The organism is Cyanobacteriota bacterium (genome assembly GCA_025054735.1).
GTDB lineage: Bacteria > Cyanobacteriota > Cyanobacteriia > SKYG9 > SKYG9 > SKYG9.
The window spans coordinates 1-15,948 of the sequence record JANWZG010000028.1 but is presented as its reverse complement, the minus strand read 5'-3'; the positions used below and the strand labels follow the sequence as shown (position 1 = coordinate 15,948).

General features: G+C 50.2%; 13 protein-coding genes. 8 read left to right on the top strand and 5 right to left on the bottom strand.

What is annotated here, in order from left to right; translation table 11 throughout:
• Window positions 1-1,669, top strand: a 1,669-nt coding sequence (locus tag NZ772_02695; protein MCS6812468.1) for a hypothetical protein, incomplete at its 5' end; no start/stop codon positions are given.
• Here the strand turns inward: NZ772_02695 and NZ772_02690 are convergent.
• Window positions 1,641-2,978: a CCA tRNA nucleotidyltransferase gene (locus tag NZ772_02690; protein ID MCS6812467.1), complete on the bottom strand. Its 1,338-nt coding sequence runs from the start codon at window positions 2,976-2,978 to the stop codon at window positions 1,641-1,643. The two genes, NZ772_02695 and NZ772_02690, sit on opposite strands and share 29 nt — an antisense overlap.
• 334 nt (window positions 2,979-3,312) lie before the next feature.
• On the opposite strand from NZ772_02690, the gene NZ772_02685 reads away from it, so the two are divergent.
• Together NZ772_02685 and NZ772_02680 are read left to right on the top strand one after the other, a co-directional pair.
• A complete protein-coding gene (locus NZ772_02685) occupies window positions 3,313-3,561 on the top strand; it encodes a Ycf34 family protein (protein ID MCS6812466.1) in 249 nt (82 codons plus the stop codon).
• Window positions 3,562-3,570: 9 nt separating this feature from the next.
• Window positions 3,571-4,512, top strand: coding sequence for a PhoH family protein (locus NZ772_02680; GenBank protein MCS6812465.1), 942 nt, complete (start codon window positions 3,571-3,573; stop codon window positions 4,510-4,512).
• On the opposite strand, the gene NZ772_02675 is transcribed toward NZ772_02680, so the two are convergent.
• The 3 genes from NZ772_02675 to NZ772_02665 form a co-directional block, all read right to left on the bottom strand.
• Window positions 4,509-5,480, bottom strand: coding sequence for an FTR1 family iron permease (locus NZ772_02675; GenBank protein MCS6812464.1), 972 nt, complete (start codon window positions 5,478-5,480; stop codon window positions 4,509-4,511). The genes NZ772_02680 and NZ772_02675 overlap by 4 nt on opposite strands.
• A gap of 3 nt (window positions 5,481-5,483) precedes the next feature.
• Entirely contained in the window at window positions 5,484-6,356 is an 873-nt protein-coding gene (locus NZ772_02670) for an MBL fold metallo-hydrolase (protein ID MCS6812463.1), read from the bottom strand.
• A 645-nt stretch (window positions 6,357-7,001) separates the two neighbouring features.
• Complete coding sequence (locus NZ772_02665; GenBank protein ID MCS6812462.1) at window positions 7,002-7,514, bottom strand: inorganic diphosphatase; 513 nt, start codon at window positions 7,512-7,514, stop codon at window positions 7,002-7,004.
• Window positions 7,515-7,836: 322 nt separating this feature from the next.
• Here NZ772_02665 and NZ772_02660 point away from each other — a divergent pair, with 322 nt between their 5' ends.
• The 4 genes from NZ772_02660 (at window position 7,837) to NZ772_02645 (ending at window position 13,337) form a co-directional block, all read left to right on the top strand.
• Window positions 7,837-9,006, top strand: coding sequence for a sulfate ABC transporter substrate-binding protein (locus tag NZ772_02660; protein MCS6812461.1), 1,170 nt, complete (start codon window positions 7,837-7,839; stop codon window positions 9,004-9,006).
• A 169-nt stretch (window positions 9,007-9,175) separates the two neighbouring features.
• Entirely contained in the window at window positions 9,176-10,213 is a 1,038-nt protein-coding gene (locus tag NZ772_02655; protein ID MCS6812460.1) for a hypothetical protein, read from the top strand.
• Window positions 10,214-10,435: 222 nt separating this feature from the next.
• Window positions 10,436-12,610: a protein-disulfide reductase DsbD family protein gene (locus NZ772_02650; protein ID MCS6812459.1), complete on the top strand. Its 2,175-nt coding sequence runs from the start codon at window positions 10,436-10,438 to the stop codon at window positions 12,608-12,610.
• Between the two features lie 16 nt (window positions 12,611-12,626).
• Complete coding sequence (locus NZ772_02645; GenBank protein MCS6812458.1) at window positions 12,627-13,337, top strand: redoxin domain-containing protein; 711 nt, start codon at window positions 12,627-12,629, stop codon at window positions 13,335-13,337.
• Window positions 13,338-13,902: 565 nt separating this feature from the next.
• Here NZ772_02645 and NZ772_02640 read toward each other — a convergent pair.
• Window positions 13,903-14,523 carry a hypothetical protein gene (locus NZ772_02640; GenBank protein MCS6812457.1) on the bottom strand — a complete coding sequence of 207 codons (621 nt, stop codon included), beginning with the start codon at window positions 14,521-14,523 and terminating at the stop codon, window positions 13,903-13,905.
• Window positions 14,524-14,757: 234 nt separating this feature from the next.
• Here NZ772_02640 and ruvB point away from each other — a divergent pair, with 234 nt between their 5' ends.
• Window positions 14,758-15,933, top strand: a complete 1,176-nt coding sequence (ruvB, locus tag NZ772_02635) for a Holliday junction branch migration DNA helicase RuvB (protein MCS6812456.1) — start codon at window positions 14,758-14,760, stop codon at window positions 15,931-15,933.
• Window positions 15,934-15,948: the final 15 nt, after the last annotated feature.

Here is a 15,948-nt window from a genome sequence, read left to right as displayed (position 1 = left end):
CACCGAGTCTGCACAAACCCATGACAGAGCTGATGCTTCTGGACAAACTCAGCAATTGCTAGCGGAGTTAGCCGTTGCCAACCAAATTTCTCAACACCAGCAAAGCTTAATTGAGCTGTTAAGCGCAGAGCTGCAAGCTAGCCGCAAGCAACTCGATAGGTTAGAGCGAGACTATGCCCAAGTAACTCAACAGGCTGAAGAAAGGGCAAAGCTCCTGATGGATAAGGAGGCTGCCTATAATGACCTGCAAACCCGCTTGTACCGTCAACAGCATTACACCTTGCAGTTTAAGGCTGCCCTTGAGAAATGCTTGGAGATGTCGGCAACTAGTGATGATGAACTGATAGCTACTGTGGAAGATGATTTAGGGAGTATTGTGATTTCCTCTGGTGAGGATGCTGGCGATAATGCAGCTACTCTGCGCTCTCAGGTGTTTTTGCCTAAGATGAAGCCAATTCAACCATGGTCACGGTCTCCGGCTTTGTTTGGTGAAGACATTCCCAATGCTGCTGACGATCGCCAACAGGGAACCTATTCTGGGGTAAATCACCAGCAGGATGCTGATGGCACAGAGTGGTTATGGTTTTTTGAAGAGAAAACACCCTCTGTAGCGCCTTCAAATCGCTCAGTCTCTACCACAGTGAATTCAACTCCGGCTACGTCCCCTAACTCCTCTAGGGGTGATCTTCCCTACAGGTCTGCTGATGCGGTTAATGTGGCTAGTGAGTCATTGCAGTCGTCCGGTAACAAGGTGCCTTCCATTAGTTTTGATCTACGATCGCGCAAATCGCTGCCGGTTCCCGAAAGGAAAGCTGCCACTCTGCCCATGCCGCCGAACCTCAATGGTGCGATCCCAAGTACAGCAGAGGTTTCTCATAGTGTTCTTGCAACTACATCTGCCCCAAGTCACACAACGGATCACACGACGGATCACACGACGGATCAGGTGTCCAGCGGTTCTGTGCAGGCTGATTCTGGCTTAGTTGCACTGCCTACTAGTGTTGCAGACAATACTCCTGTCATGGAAGCTAGCGCTAACCCTGAGGCTACTGAGGCGACTAGTAAGGCGACCAGTGTGGAAGCCCATGACCTAGAGATGGATATTTGGTCAGACTTGGCACGGGTGATCAACGCCCCATCAACCGTTGCGATCGTCAACTCTTCCCTGTTGCAAATGCGGCATGACTCTACAGATTCCCCTGTGTCAACTCCAGAGCCATCCTCTACGGAAGTTCAGCAGCCTATTGCCGAAGCGACAACGCCACAAGCCGTTGTGTCTAATCAGCCCTCTGAGCAGGTGTCGTTACCATCTACACCAGCAACTGTTGACTCGGTGTCAGAAAAGCCTCATAAGCCCCGGATCCAGTTGCCTAATGCAGCCAGTGGCGCACCGATGTCATCCCGATCGCCCTTCTCTACACTGCCACCCTTGATTACACCCCGATCAACCAATCCCCCAGCCACAGCATCCTCTCAGCAGTCCCACCCATCCCTACCAAAACCCACTGGCAATATCGACAGTCATCGGGTAGCTCCAGCGAATGAGGCACCATTTGAGATTCATCCAACGTGGCCCTCACCTACAGTGTATGCTGATCGACCCCTGAAGCGGCGTGCATCCTTGGCGGCGGTTGAACTACCTAGCTTTCCTCGCCTTCAGCAATCGTAAGTTGTTCTCGTGCCCACGCGATCGCCTCCTCGGCACTTGTGACAATGCCCTCTACATGAGCAAGCTGGATGGCAGCCAAGAGTTGACCAACACGGGGACCAGAGGGCAGATGCAACGCTGTCATTAAATCTTGACCGCTCAGTAGGGGCTTAGGATGGGCGATTAAGTCGTCAGCAGCCAGAAAGTGATCTAGCAACATTAGGATTGTTTCTACAGGCACACCAGCCGTAATTCCCACAACAGCCAGAGCTGGAAAGGCATGACCTACTGCCTGAAACAGATGATACTTGTCTGTAGCAGACAGGGGTTGAGCAGTCTGTAAATTAGGCAATGCTCGCAAAACGGTGGTGACTGCTTGCACCTCAGCACGGCTAAACTTAAGGGCAGTGAGTGTGGTCTTAGCATAGTCTGGGTCAGGACTTACTAAGTTAGTCAGTCGCGCTATGAATAGCCAGGTACGGCGACTGTCGTGCCCACGATCGTTGCCCTTGTCAGTTCCCGCTCTCTCTCGTAGCGATCGCTGAATTTTCGGCAAAAACGCTGGTCTTGCTGTTGCCAGTGTGCTCAACGCCTCATCAACCGCAGCTACCAAGCTTAAGTTAGTCGCTGTAACCTTTGGAAACCAAGGTGCTAGCAGCCCGTTATCCCATGCCGACGTTAACCAGGGTGTTCCCTTGTCTGTACTCAGGAGGTACCCCAACTCGGCCTGCACTCGTTCTGCCGCGATGGTGCCAATCAGCGGTGCAAGTTTTTGGATAGCTGCCTCTGTATCTGCATCCAAATGAAAATCAAGTTGAGCAGCCTGCCGATAGGCGCGCAACAATCGTAGTGGATCTTCTTGTAAATTCTGCCAACTGACCATCCGCAATAGGCGCTGATGCAAGTCGGTATAGCCATGCAGGGGGTCAATCAGTTCTTCTCGGTGAGGGCTGTAGGCGATCGCATTGACCGTAAAGTCTCGACGGTGCAGATCATCGTACAGACTATTGCCTACTTGTTGAGCGAAGTCAGCCGTAGCACCCTGAAATACGACTCGAGCAATCTGACGTTCAGCATCTAGCAACACAAACCCAGCATTGTAGTGACGAGCGATCGCCCGTGCTGTTTCCACCGCCCGCTCCGGCAATACAAAATCTAAGTCCATGTGATCGGTGTAGCGCCCTAGCAATGCATCTCGCACAATTCCCCCCACAAGGTGAGCCGTTGGCGGTAGCCACTTCAAACTAAATGGCCAGTTTTTCGCAGATAGCACCGATGATGTAGTGATCACTGGGGGGACAATTTGACACTGTTGTAAATGTAAAGACATTACTGGTGAAGATGTACCTATAAAACCGTTACCCGTCTAGGCATCGCTGCATAGGGAAAACCACGTTGCTAGGATGCTGATCGTAGAGAGTCCATCATACCTGTATTTGTACCCAAATCCTGCTCCTATTCCGCAAGTCGCCTCAACTCCTAGACCGCCCGACTGTTTTGTCCTCAGAAACGCTAATCTATCAACATGAACGATAGGTAGTACTTGATAACGCCCTGCGGTAAGCAGTCAATATTACACTTTGCTCCATCCTCTTCCTATTCTGAAAGGACTTGCGTTAGAGTAACAGAAAGCAATCTAGCATTCACTGTTGCCTGTAACCGTCATGTGTATTTGTGTGAACTGCACCTACGTTGATGATTGCGTGACCTACCATGCAGTTGAGGAGCAACATGGCCAGCCTCACCTGACCGATCGTCCCACGTTTGAGCCTGTTGAACCTACGATCAACGTTAACATTCGCCCCAGCACTGATGAGATTTTGATGGAATGGGACGTAGTTGGTTGTCAGAGTTTTGTGGAGGAGGCAGGCAAGTGGGCACGTTTGCGTCCCGGTGAATTGGTGCCTACCTGACGTTACGGCATGACCATTACCCTACAACTTCCTAGTATTGATAGTGCCATCGCCCTAGCAGGTTTCCAGGAAAGGAACTTGAAGCTTCTTTCCCGACAAACGGGCGCATCAGTTGTGTTGCGGGGTCAAGATTTAGTTATCAATGGCACTGAAAATCAGGCCGACCTTTGCCGTCAACTGGTTGAAACCCTAAAACCCATGTGGAGCATGGGACAACCTATTGATGAGGTTGATATTCTAGCAGCACGGCAAGCTCTAAATACCCATCGCCAGCAAGAATTTCACGATCTTCAACTAGATGTATTGGCTCGCAACCGTCGGGGTGAGACCATTCGCGCCAAGACATTTCGCCAGCAACAGTATGTCCAGGCTATTCGCAGCCATGAGTTAACGTTTTGCATTGGCCCAGCAGGTACAGGTAAGACATTTCTGGCAGCGGTGATAGCCGTCCAAGCATTGTTGGCTAATGAGGTCGATCGCCTGATTCTGACTCGACCCGCTGTAGAGGCTGGGGAAAAGCTTGGCTTCTTACCTGGAGATTTGCAGCAAAAAGTGAATCCCTATCTACGTCCGCTCTATGATGCCCTGTACGAGTTTATCGAGCCAGAGCGAATCCCCACCATGATGGAAAGGGGCGTGATTGAGGTGGCACCCTTGGCCTACATGCGAGGGCGTACCCTTAGTCATGCCTTTATCATCTTGGATGAAGCCCAAAACACAACACCTGCTCAAATGAAAATGGTGCTAACTCGACTGGGACATAAATCGCGCATGGTTGTTACTGGAGACATTACTCAGACAGATTTGCCCGGTCATTCGCCGTCGGGCTTAGTGGTAGCCGAGAAAGTCTTGCAGTCTGTAGAGGGGATTGCATTCTGCCGATTCACGACGGCTGATGTGGTGCGGAACCCTCTGGTGCAACGCATTGTGGAAGCCTACGATCGCTACTAATCCGAAGACTCTGCTGACGGTCTAGTGCTGGTCAATTTGGTGCTAGTCAACAGCGATCCCAAGGGATGACCGAGCAAACTTTGCAGGTACAAACCACCCACAACCGTCAAAAACGTTACATAGGCTACAATTTGTACCAAGTAAAGCCGTTGACGATAGCCAAACAGGGCTTTGAGCAACACTCCTGGAAACTGGCGATCGGGCAAGATCTGTGACCCATCCCAGAGCAGTGGCCCTAGAATACAGGTGGTTGAGAGATTCTGGCAGATAGTGACTACGGAAAATGGCGGCTGCGCTAGCACGAGTAGTGCACTGTCAACCTGTTTTAGGAGTCCAATCACCAAACCTGCCACAATTAGGAGCAATGTTACACCCATCACCTGGAAAAACCGACGCAGGTTAATACGAATGCCGAAGCGAAATAACAATACCCCAAGCAAGCTAGCAGTCAACAGGCCAGCGATCGCACCGGCTACTGACCCCCAACCCTGTTGAAATTGAGCCGCCAGAAATAGGGCTGTTTCAAAGCCTTCTCGCAACACAGCTGCTGCTACTAATATCAGCAAGCTCCATCCGATGGCGGCATTGGCTTGGCTATTTTCAGCTAATGCTGCATGAACAGCATTTTCCACCTCAGTTTTCATAGCCTTGCCCTGTTGTGTCATCCACACTAGCATCCAACTCAAGAGCAAAATGGCCACTAAGGTGATAACTGCCTCAACCAAGGGCTTCACCACGGTCATCACAGGCTGAGACGAAGTAGCTAAGCCATGCAATAGCCAAATTAGCCCAGCTCCCACCATTACGCTAATTCCAACACCAGCCAATACGCCCCAGTACACCCAGCCTTTCAGGGTTGATCGGCCTAGCTTATGCAAATAGGTCAGCACAATGCCCACCACCAGCGCCGCTTCAACTCCCTCACGTAGAGTAATTGCAAATGTTGGTAGTGCTACATCCAGCATCATGTCTCAGATTACCTTCAAATTCATGCCTTCCCGCGCCAGAAATGCCTTGGGGCACTCAGCCTTAACTTGAGCTTCTACATCATCTAGAAAGTCATCGTCATGGTTGGGGTCATGGTGAAACATAATCGGATGCTTCACGCCAGCAGCTTTTGCCAAAGCAAGACCCGCTTGCCATGTAGAATGTCCCCAGCCAATGCGAGGAGCCTTGGGGTTGTGATACTCTTCATCGGTATAGCAGGCATCGTAGATTAATGCATCCGCATTGCGGGCTAGATGGAGCAAATTTTCGTCTAGACGATCAGGAAAATGCTCAGTATCTGTAGCATAGACTACACTATGATCTTGCCACGTAACACGATACCCCATTGCCGTATTGGGATGGTTAAGGTGACCTGTTTCGATGGTAATATCGTCGATCTTAAAGACATCTCCTGGAACCAAATCATAGAAGCGCAGTTCTGACTTCATAATTTGAATAGGTACTGGAAAGTTAGGGTCTTGCATCTGTTGGGTCAACCGCTCTTTAATTGAAGCGCCATTGGGAGCAAGCGATCCATAGATGTGAAAACAATTGCCAGGAATAAACGCCGGGACAAAAAATGGAAACCCCTGGATGTGATCCCAGTGGGAGTGGGTAAAAAACATGTAAGCTTCGATCGGCATTTGCTTCAGCAGATGCTTACCCAATATCCGCAAGCCAGTGCCTCCATCAAAAATCAAGCACTTGCCGCCCACGCGCATTTCCACACAGGACGTGTTGCCGCCATACCTTACGGTCTCTGCACCAGGCGCTGGGATACTGCCACGCACTCCCCAGAAGTGGACAGTAAACCCTGGTTGCTGTGAATTCATTTCCGACGCATCTAACTCTGTCATCTCTTATCTGAACCTTCGTAGTCGGCAAAACCGCCTTTGTCAAAAAATATGGACAGTGCTAACACCAATATGGGTACTTGAAAATAAGTACTCGCAGAGCAAACTCCCTGGCAGATTCCCCACTACATTCAGGACGATTTCAAGGTAGTAATTAAGCATTTGTCAACTTTCTAGGCATTCGTCAACTCCACAGGCGTTCACTAACCTTCTGGGTTCAGCTTAAAGGCCACAACCTAGCCAAGCAGACCAGAACTGTTAGCGAAGGTCAACCCCAACAGTGCACATAACGTCAACCACTACGACCCCGGCGACAATGTATTAGTTAGAACAATTACCACACAAAACTATTGTTACCTATCCGTTGAAAGTTGCCCACCAGTGGCATCACAGCCCCGTACAATCCCCTTAGCTGTGGATACAGGCCTGTCGCTATCCAACCAGGAAACTTTCCTGACTGGGGTAACAGAATTGTAAGCTGCACACCTGATCAGCTCAGTTGTGTTCGTCAATCAGCAACCGTTAACACTAACAGCAACCACCTTGCACGAAACACACAACTGCTACCTCATTGTTCCACAAGGTCAACGATATAGCTGTGATTTTGGTGCGCCCCCTGCTGTGCACCCAATCACAACTACCAGTGAACTAGCTTTGGGCTGCCTTTACGCAAGCTTCAACCAGTGGCATGACCTTATCAACATCTTGCCAGCCAAGGATTTCGGTCACTTTTTTCTCCAGATTTTTATAGGTGCGGAAAAACTCAGCAATCTCGTCCAGTCGGTGCTGAGATACATCAGCCAGCGATTTAACACTAGTATAGCGAGGATCCTTGGCAGGTACACAGAGGATCTTCTCGTCTCGATCGCCACCATCGATCATCTCTAGCATACCGATCGGGCGAGCGGCAACCACGCACCCTGGAAAGGTAGGCTGATCCATAATAACCATGCCATCAAGGGGGTCACCATCATCGGCAAGGGTGTTGGGTACAAATCCATAATCGTAGGGATATTGCACCGATGAGTAGAGGACACGATCAAGAGCAAAGGCTTGCATGTCTTTGTCATATTCATACTTGTTTTTACTCCCTGCTGGAATCTCAATCAGAACATTGATTAGACCAGGCTTAGGTTGAGCAGGAATGAGTGATAAATCCACAGTAATTCTCCAATGCAATTTCACAATCAGCTATTCGACTAGCATTGTAGGGGAATTGTAACGCGCTAACGCGATAGGTATCGATAATGCTACTGATGCATTTTCCAAGTACTGGTGACCAAATCTCTGTTCATCAGAGTTAGGCATAGGCACCGAGGTGGAGAGGAGATGCGATCGTCGTTATGAGTCTCTAAAATACAGTATCTCTACCGGAAAATTGTAGATTCAGTAAATCTAGGTGGCCAGTCTCAGGTACTATATCTCAAAACACAGTATTCCGATCGATAAACTGTAGATTCAATGCTGATTAGGAGACTTCCCCATGAAACCCGTTGGTAACGTCATATCTTCTCTTCAACCCTGGTGGCAGCAGAGTTGGCAAGTTTTTACTATCGACAAGTGGTGGCAGTGCACTGGCTCTTTGCACAGATGGATTGCGTTATTTTTAGTCGGTATTAGCCTGAGCTTCACAGTAGCAGCTTGCTCTGGCAGTGACACGACGACCAGTTCATCTGGCCCTGCTGCAAATAGTAGTCCTATGGCTGACAAGAAAGATGTAGACATCACTCTAGTGTCATTTGCTGTGACAAGGGCTGCTCACGATGCCATCATTCCTAAATTCCAAGACAAATGGAAGCGGGAACATGGGCAAACAGTTACTGTCAAGCAGAGCTATGGCGGCTCTGGTTCTCAAACCCGTGCCGTGATCGATGGCCTAGAGGCAGATGTTGTGCACTTGGCACTAGCGTTGGACACAAACAAGCTTGTGAAAGCTGGCCTAATTGAACCAGGCTGGGAGCAGGAGTTCCCCAATGAAAGTATTGTGTCTGGCAGTGTGGCTGCGCTGATTACTCGTAAAGGCAACCCTAAAAACATCAAGACATGGTCAGATCTAACACGGGATGATGTGCAGCTAATTACAGCTGATCCCAAAACCTCTGGTATTGCCCGCTGGAATTTCTTGGCACTGTGGAATTCGGTGATTAAGACTGGCGGTGATGAGGCGAAGGCAACCAAGTTCGTGACTCAGGTTTACAACCAAGTACCGGTATTGACCAAGGATGCGCGGGAGGCGACGGATGTGTTCCTAAAACAGGGACAAGGTGATGTATTAATTAACTACGAGAATGAGATTCTGTTAGCGCAGCAGCGAGGGCAAACCGCAGACTACATCATTCCGGATGTGAATATTTCGATCGATAATCCGATTGCTATTGTGGATAAGAACGTAGATAAACACGGCAATCGTGCAGTAGCTGAAGCGTTTGTTGCCTATCTGTTTACCCCAGAGGCTCAGGAGGAGTTTGCTAAGGTGGGCTTTCGTCCGATCGCCCCCGTCAGAGAGCAATTAAAAGCATATGCAGATAAGTATCCGCCAGTTAAGACTTTAGGCACCGTTAAGGACTATGGCGGCTGGGATCAAATTCAAGATAAGTTCTTTGCGGATGGTGCTCTATTTGATCAAATCCAGAAGGCTAAGGGGGCTTCCTAGACCAAGTGCCCCTCTGACAGGTGGATGCATCTAGTTGTCTGCTTAGCCAACAAACCTCCGGATAGAGAACTGACAACCTGTATGTAGGTAATAGTGAATTGTACTACTTGTGTTGGTCAAAACCTTGGAAGCTCCATTGATTCCAAGTGACTGTGGAGGTATTGGCTAAGTGGATAAACCTATCAGCAAAGGTCATTGGTTAGGAGTTGCGGAAGCATTGGCACTGGGCGCTACGATCGGTGGCTCAGTTGCGGCTGAGGTGCTTGGCCAGTCAGCATTGTTATCGGCACCACTGTCACTAACCCTGTGTTTGAGCCTGCTAAATCGTCGTCGCCTACATGACGCGATGCAACAGTATACTGTTCAGGAACTTGAGCAGTTGCGGCAGGACTTTTATCAGTTGGATCAACTGATGCTAGCAACGCTAAAGACGACCAATCGACAGGCTGCATTGCCAACGGGTATGCCTGAGATGATTGCAGACATACCATTGATTACAGTGGAACCCATTAGCATGTCACCTGCTGACCCAGTAGAGCCAAACACCCTAACCGACCTAACAGACTCAGGAGTATTGTCTGGAGCATTGTCTTTAGAAGAATCGTCAGCGCTAGAGTGCCCTGAAGATTTGTTGTTGGCAGATGCAGCTAGCCTCGAAGTCAGTTGCAATTCATCATTAGCAGTATCTACAGAGCAGCAAAAATCACCAGATCCTGGAACAACAACCCCACAGATACAGTTACCGACACAAGTGCAGCCCCCTGAATTTACGGAGCAGTTGCGTGCCGATATTACCCAGTTGCAGGTAACCATTGAGCAGTTCACAAGCCAGGTACTGCCGAATGTCGGAGCTTTGCAAAAGCAACTAGATCGCGTCAGTGTTCAGCTTCAACAGTTACTTGAGGAACGGAGTCAACAAGTGCTAGCGCAGACGATCGCTACCCTTGAAGCTGAGATCAATCAGCTCCATCCCCTAGATAGCTCCACAGTGTCAGAGAGCACAGCACTGGATCATACTGTGTTAGGCAATGGGGTGACATCAGGTAACAGCACAAGGCTTCAGAGCTATGGAGGGGGAGAGTCATCGGTTAGAGAGGTATCAAGTTGGATTCCTGAAGATGATTTCCCTACGGAAGAGTTTGAAGACTTAGTGAATGCGATCGTTCAGCTAGAACAACCCGAAGCTCGTCACGCTGCGCTGAACTAGATAGTCTAATATTTACCAGTCCTAACTATACTACCCAGGCTCCTAGGGGTTGTATTGGTATCGATTTTTTCGCTACAAACGGGCTTGCAGCTTGTGGGTGAGCATAGGTTAAGTGGCTGGCATTCACACAGTTGCACCAGAGCACGCTAGACTATTAAGGATTGTAAAGCTCTCGCTCTATCCTGTAGTTCAGCAAGCTTGTAGTTCAGCGAGGAGGATGGAATGTCTGTCCTGAGCACGGTTTCCCAGATAGCTGCTAAGCGAGTTAGTCGCTGGTTGATAGGGTTGGCGATCGCCCTGCTGCTTTGGATTGGCCTAGGTTGGGGGGATAGTGCTGTGTGGGCAAATCCTTCTGCCCCAGAAAACCGTGTTCAGGCTAGCTTGGTGAGTGAAGTGACTTCCATCCAGCCAGGAACGTCGATGTGGGTGGCACTGCACCTCAAGATTCGGGAGGGCTGGCATGTGTATTGGCAAAATCCAGGAGACTCTGGTGCTGCGCCGATCGTCAGGTGGTCATTGCCTGAAGGATTCCGGGCTGGGGAATTGGTCTATCCCTATCCAGAGCGTCTGCCTGTTCCTCCGTTGATGAATTTTGGCTACAAGGACGAGGTTTATTACTTGGTAAAGATCACTCCTGCTGCTAATGTCCCTACCGGTCAATCAGTCACACTGAGAGCAGAGGGGGAGATTTTGGTGTGTAAAGTGGAGTGCGTTCCTGAACCGAAGTCTGTGAGCCTCACCTTGCCTGTAACAGCAGAGCCACCTGCGCAAGATCCAGCAATGGCGGCAGCTTTTACCCGGGTACGTCAGGCACTGCCTCAGCCATCACCTTGGTCGGTGTCTTTTGCTGTGGAGGAAACAACCCTGCGCCTGCGAGTGGCTGTAACAAATCTGTCGAAAGGGCAAGTGCGGGCTGTGGAGTTTTTCCCCTATCAGGATGGAGTGATGGAAAACGCGGCTGACCAGGCGTGGACGATCGACTCCGATGGGTTAACGTTGACCGTGAAACGAGGTTACCGGGATGACTTGACCACTGTGGACGGGGTGCTGGTCTTGCAGGAGCAGTTAGATGGCCAGACCATAACTCAAGCCTTTGATATTCGAGCAGTGCCTGGTGGGGGTACTGCCACGAGTTCTACGTCACTCGCCCTGATTGGAAAAACGTTGCTGCTAGCCCTGTTGGGGGGGGTGGTGCTGAACCTGATGCCCTGTGTGTTCCCGGTGCTGTCCCTAAAAGCACTGACGATCGCCCAGCAAGCACAGCGAAGTCCTCGACAAGCGAGAATCGGCGGTTTAGCGTTCACAGCCGGAGTCTTGGTCAGCTTTGCCCTATTAGCCGCAGCGTTGCTCCTGTTGCGGAGTTTGGGACAGCAGGTTGGCTGGGGGTTTCAACTACAGTCTCCTGGCTTTGTGCTGATTATGGCCTATGTGCTGTTTGCTGTGGGGCTAAGCCTGTCAGGGGCATTCACGATCGGAGCTTCAATCATGGGGCTGGGAAGTGGCTTGACGGCACGACCAGGTTACAGCGGAGAGTTTTTCACAGGGATGTTAACCACGGTGATGGCAACCCCCTGCACAGCTCCCTTCATGGCTACTGCTGTGAGTGTAGCGTTAGTACAACCGCCTGGAGTCGCGATTGCTGTTTTGCTTGTCCTTGGTTTAGGGCTAGCCCTGCCTTACCTGCTCATCAGTATCACTCCGGCGGTGCGTCGCTGGCTGCCCAAACCTGGAGCTTGGATGGAAGTGTTACAACAATTTCTGGCCTTTCCCATCTATGGAGCAGCCGCTTGGTTAGTGTGGGTATTGACCCAACAGACGGGCACCAATGGTTTGGCGATCGCCCTCACAGGCCTGGTACTAATTAGCTTTGCCGCTTGGTTGCACCAAAAGACGCAACTCTCTCGTCAGGTGTGGCGACGAGTGGGAATGGTGGGATCCTTGGCGACGCTCGTCCTGGCTGTGACCCTGACTCCCTTGGTGAACCAGAATGCTGTGCCTCCTGACCAGCGCAATGCAACTCCTCAAGTCTCTGCTTGGCAGCCCTACAGTGCCCAACAGGTTGCTAGCTTACAACAGTCTAATCAGCCTGTATTCTTCAATTTCACTGCTGCTTGGTGTGTCACCTGTTTGGTGAATGATCGAGTAGCACTGAGCCAACCGGAGGTGATTGCTGCCTTTCAAGCGAAGGGCGTAAGGTTGATCAAGGCAGACTGGACAAATCGTGACCCTGATATTACTCAGGCCCTAAGCCGCTATGGGCATAGTGGAGTACCGCTGTATGTCCTATATCCATCGGGGTTGAGTCAGGGTCGGTTCCAGATTTTGCCCAAGATGCTGACCCCTGCGATCGTGCAAGAGGCGTTAGCAACCGTTCCCAACTCTGTTACTCGTCGTTGATTTTGGAGTCATGACTATGATTAAATTTCCTGTGCGTAACCACTTGGTCGGGTTAGCGATCGCGGCTACCCTTGTAGCTACTGCCTGTGCTCCCAAAGTCACCGAAACTACCGCCTCACCAGAGGCTACCGCCAGCCCTGCTCAGACAGTTGCTGCCACGGATGCTAGCGCTACTAAGGCTGATGTGAGTGTAGGGAAACCAGCTCCCAACTTCACAGCTGTAGATAGCAATGGCAAGTCTCACCAGTTGAGTGACTTTAAGGGTAAGGTTGTGGTGCTGGAATGGACTAACCACGAGTGCCCCTTCGTCCGTAAGCACTACGAGTCGGAGAACATGCAGAAAATCCAAAAGCAGGCTACTGAAAAGGGTGTTGTTTGGCTCTCTGTAGTTTCTTCGGCTCCTGGTAACCAAGGCTACGTAGATGGTGCTAAAGCCAATAGCCTCACCAAGGAACGCAATGCTTCCCCCACGGCTGTTTTGCTTGACCCCGATGGTAAGTTGGGTCGTCTCTATGGTGCTCGTACCACGCCCCACATGTTCGTGATTGCTGCTGATGGCACACTAGCCTACATGGGGGCGATCGACAGTATTGCCTCGTCTAATAAGGCTGATGTTGCCAAGGCTGAGAACTACGTCACCAAGGCTATCGAACAAGTCCTGAAAGGTGAGCCTGTTACCAACGCTGTTACCCAGCCCTATGGTTGCAGCGTCAAATACGCTAGCTAGTTCTGAGATGCTTAGTGATACTAATTCCCCAAACTATCACTACAGATGACTTGTAGTAAGGACTTAAGTCCTTACTACGAACTAATGGGTTATATGGCTGGCTGTTGGAGAAATGATAATGGCTAAGGGTGCTTGTGGTGAGGATTTCAGTCTTCACTACCAGCCTTGATGCAGATGCATCCTAATCAACCACTAGGTATGGTCATTCCAGATTAGATCAGAAAGAGACATTTAAGGCTCTCTCCCAAAGCGCTATTCATTCTGCAAAACATGCTAAACCCCTTGTCAAACAAAAGTTCTAGCTTTTCATTGCCCCTAACAGGGGAGAGCGAATTATTCCCAGGCCTTCAGAAATTGTTGCAAAGGTGTACCCTCTGAAACTGTTGCCATTCTTGGGGTTCAGATAGCGCAAAATTGAAATCGTCTCTTGGAACGACTTTCAGGAGGATTTGCATAGTGGATAGTCCTAGGGAGAGGGACTTTGAGATAGCTTTGCTCCCCGTCTTCCAAGTTTGGGAAAAGGGACAGGGAGATAAGGGCCTGCAACGGTAATCTGCTCTCGACATCAATCACTGAGAAAAGGGCGAACAATCCAGAAACCAGCAGCGAATGCTGTAATCACAATCCCCAGAATCACTAACACCAGCCATAGCCCAGTCAAGTCTGTGGTGGGTTTCGAGCCAGCCTTAGGCCGCCGATAGCGTCCCTCTTCTTGCTCAATCACAGGTTCCCGTGCTATTTTTGGCTCCTTTTTTGACTCCCTAGATTTTGACTCTTTAGACAAATCAACCGTATAGGCCGCTTTGCGAGGAGGAGCTTGGTGCTTAGGTGTCGGTGGCTGCTTTGGCAAGCTAGGCAGATAGGCATCAGGGCCAAACTCAATATCAACATACGTTGGGTCAGGCATGGTAATTTGAGTGGGCTGGTACAGATCAGCCATGTGCTGCACTTGCAACGCTGCATTGACCATCCGCGCAATCTCTTGACGTAACCGCTGATTATGCTGTACCAACTGCTGATTCTGAGTATTCAAAGATTCCAGCATAATGCGAGTTGCTTGTAGCTCGGCTGACAGTTCCCGAAATACTGACATGGGCACTGACGGCGGGTAGGACGGCGGCTGTTGAGAATAGCCCCCTGAAAACCCTGAGTTATGAGAGGGTTGGCCACTAAAATTTTGAGTCATAGACCTAACGACAATCTAGCAACTAGCTGGGCAAAGCCATTGGCGCAGCAATGTGACTTTCTGTACAGGCTTCAGAATAATCTAGATTTACAAAACTGAACCATTTTTTTGGTTGAATGCTGCTGGTTAGGAATTCACGTGAACTTCATGCAGAATTGGGCAGGGAAATCACAGGGTAACAATGCTGGAATCCCCAGAACAGACTATGATAAGTAACACTGTACTCTAGACGATATGGCGATCGTATCTTCCAAGTCTACAGGGTCTGATCCCCATCAGCGGAGCAATGCTCAAGCTGGTGAGGAACAGTTGTTGCTGGCATCTGTGCAAACATCACCGCCCCTTGACCCTACAGACAAGGCTCTGCCTGTACCAAATTCCCAACCCTTGTCAGATGTGCTGCTAGAACCGAGGGCCACCCTAGAAGAGTCAGCGAAGCCAGACGATCATCTGCGTCCCCAACGATTGGCAGACTACATTGGGCAAAAAGATTTAAAGGATGTGCTGCAAATTGCCATTCAAGCGGCTAAAGGACGAGGTGAGTCGTTGGATCACCTGTTGCTCTATGGCCCGCCGGGTTTGGGAAAGACCACGATGGCGCTGATTTTGGCAACGGAAATGGGCGTTGGCTGCAAAATTACCACGGCTCCAGCCCTAGAGCGTCCCCGTGATATTGTGGGGCTGCTGGTGAGTCTGCAAAAGGGCGATATTTTGTTCATTGATGAAATTCACCGGTTGCCCCGCGTTACCGAGGAAATTCTATATCCAGCCATGGAAGATGCTCGGATTGACATTACCATCGGCAAGGGTACCTCTGCTCGCACCCGATCGCTCCCCTTGCCACCCTTTACTTTGGTGGGAGCTACTACCCGTGTGGGGGCCTTGACCTCGCCGCTGCGCGATCGCTTTGGGTTAATCCAACGTCTGCGCTTCTATGAAGTTGATGAGCTGACTCAGATTATTCAGCGCGCAGCAGTTATCCTCAAGGTTGCTATTACCTCAGCAGGAGCAGCCGAAATTGCTCGTCGTTCCCGTGGAACGCCCCGCATTGCCAATCGCTTGCTAAAGCGTGTGCGAGACTATGCTCAAGTAAAATCCCTCGCGACTATCACCGAGAGCGTAGCAGCCGAAGCCTTGGAACTGTTTAATGTGGATCCCTGCGGACTTGACTGGACTGATCGGCGCTTGCTCACCATGATGATCGAGAATTTTCATGGCGGTCCCGTCGGTTTGGACACTATGGCAGCCGCTACAGGGGAAGATGCTCAAACGATCGAAGAGGTCTATGAACCCTACCTGTTGCAGATTGGATATCTCAGCCGCACTCCCCGTGGACGCATCGCTACCCCCGCTGCTTGGAAGCATCTTGGCTATTCGCTGCCTGACAGTCAACTATCGTTAGACTGCTAAGTGACAATTAAGTAC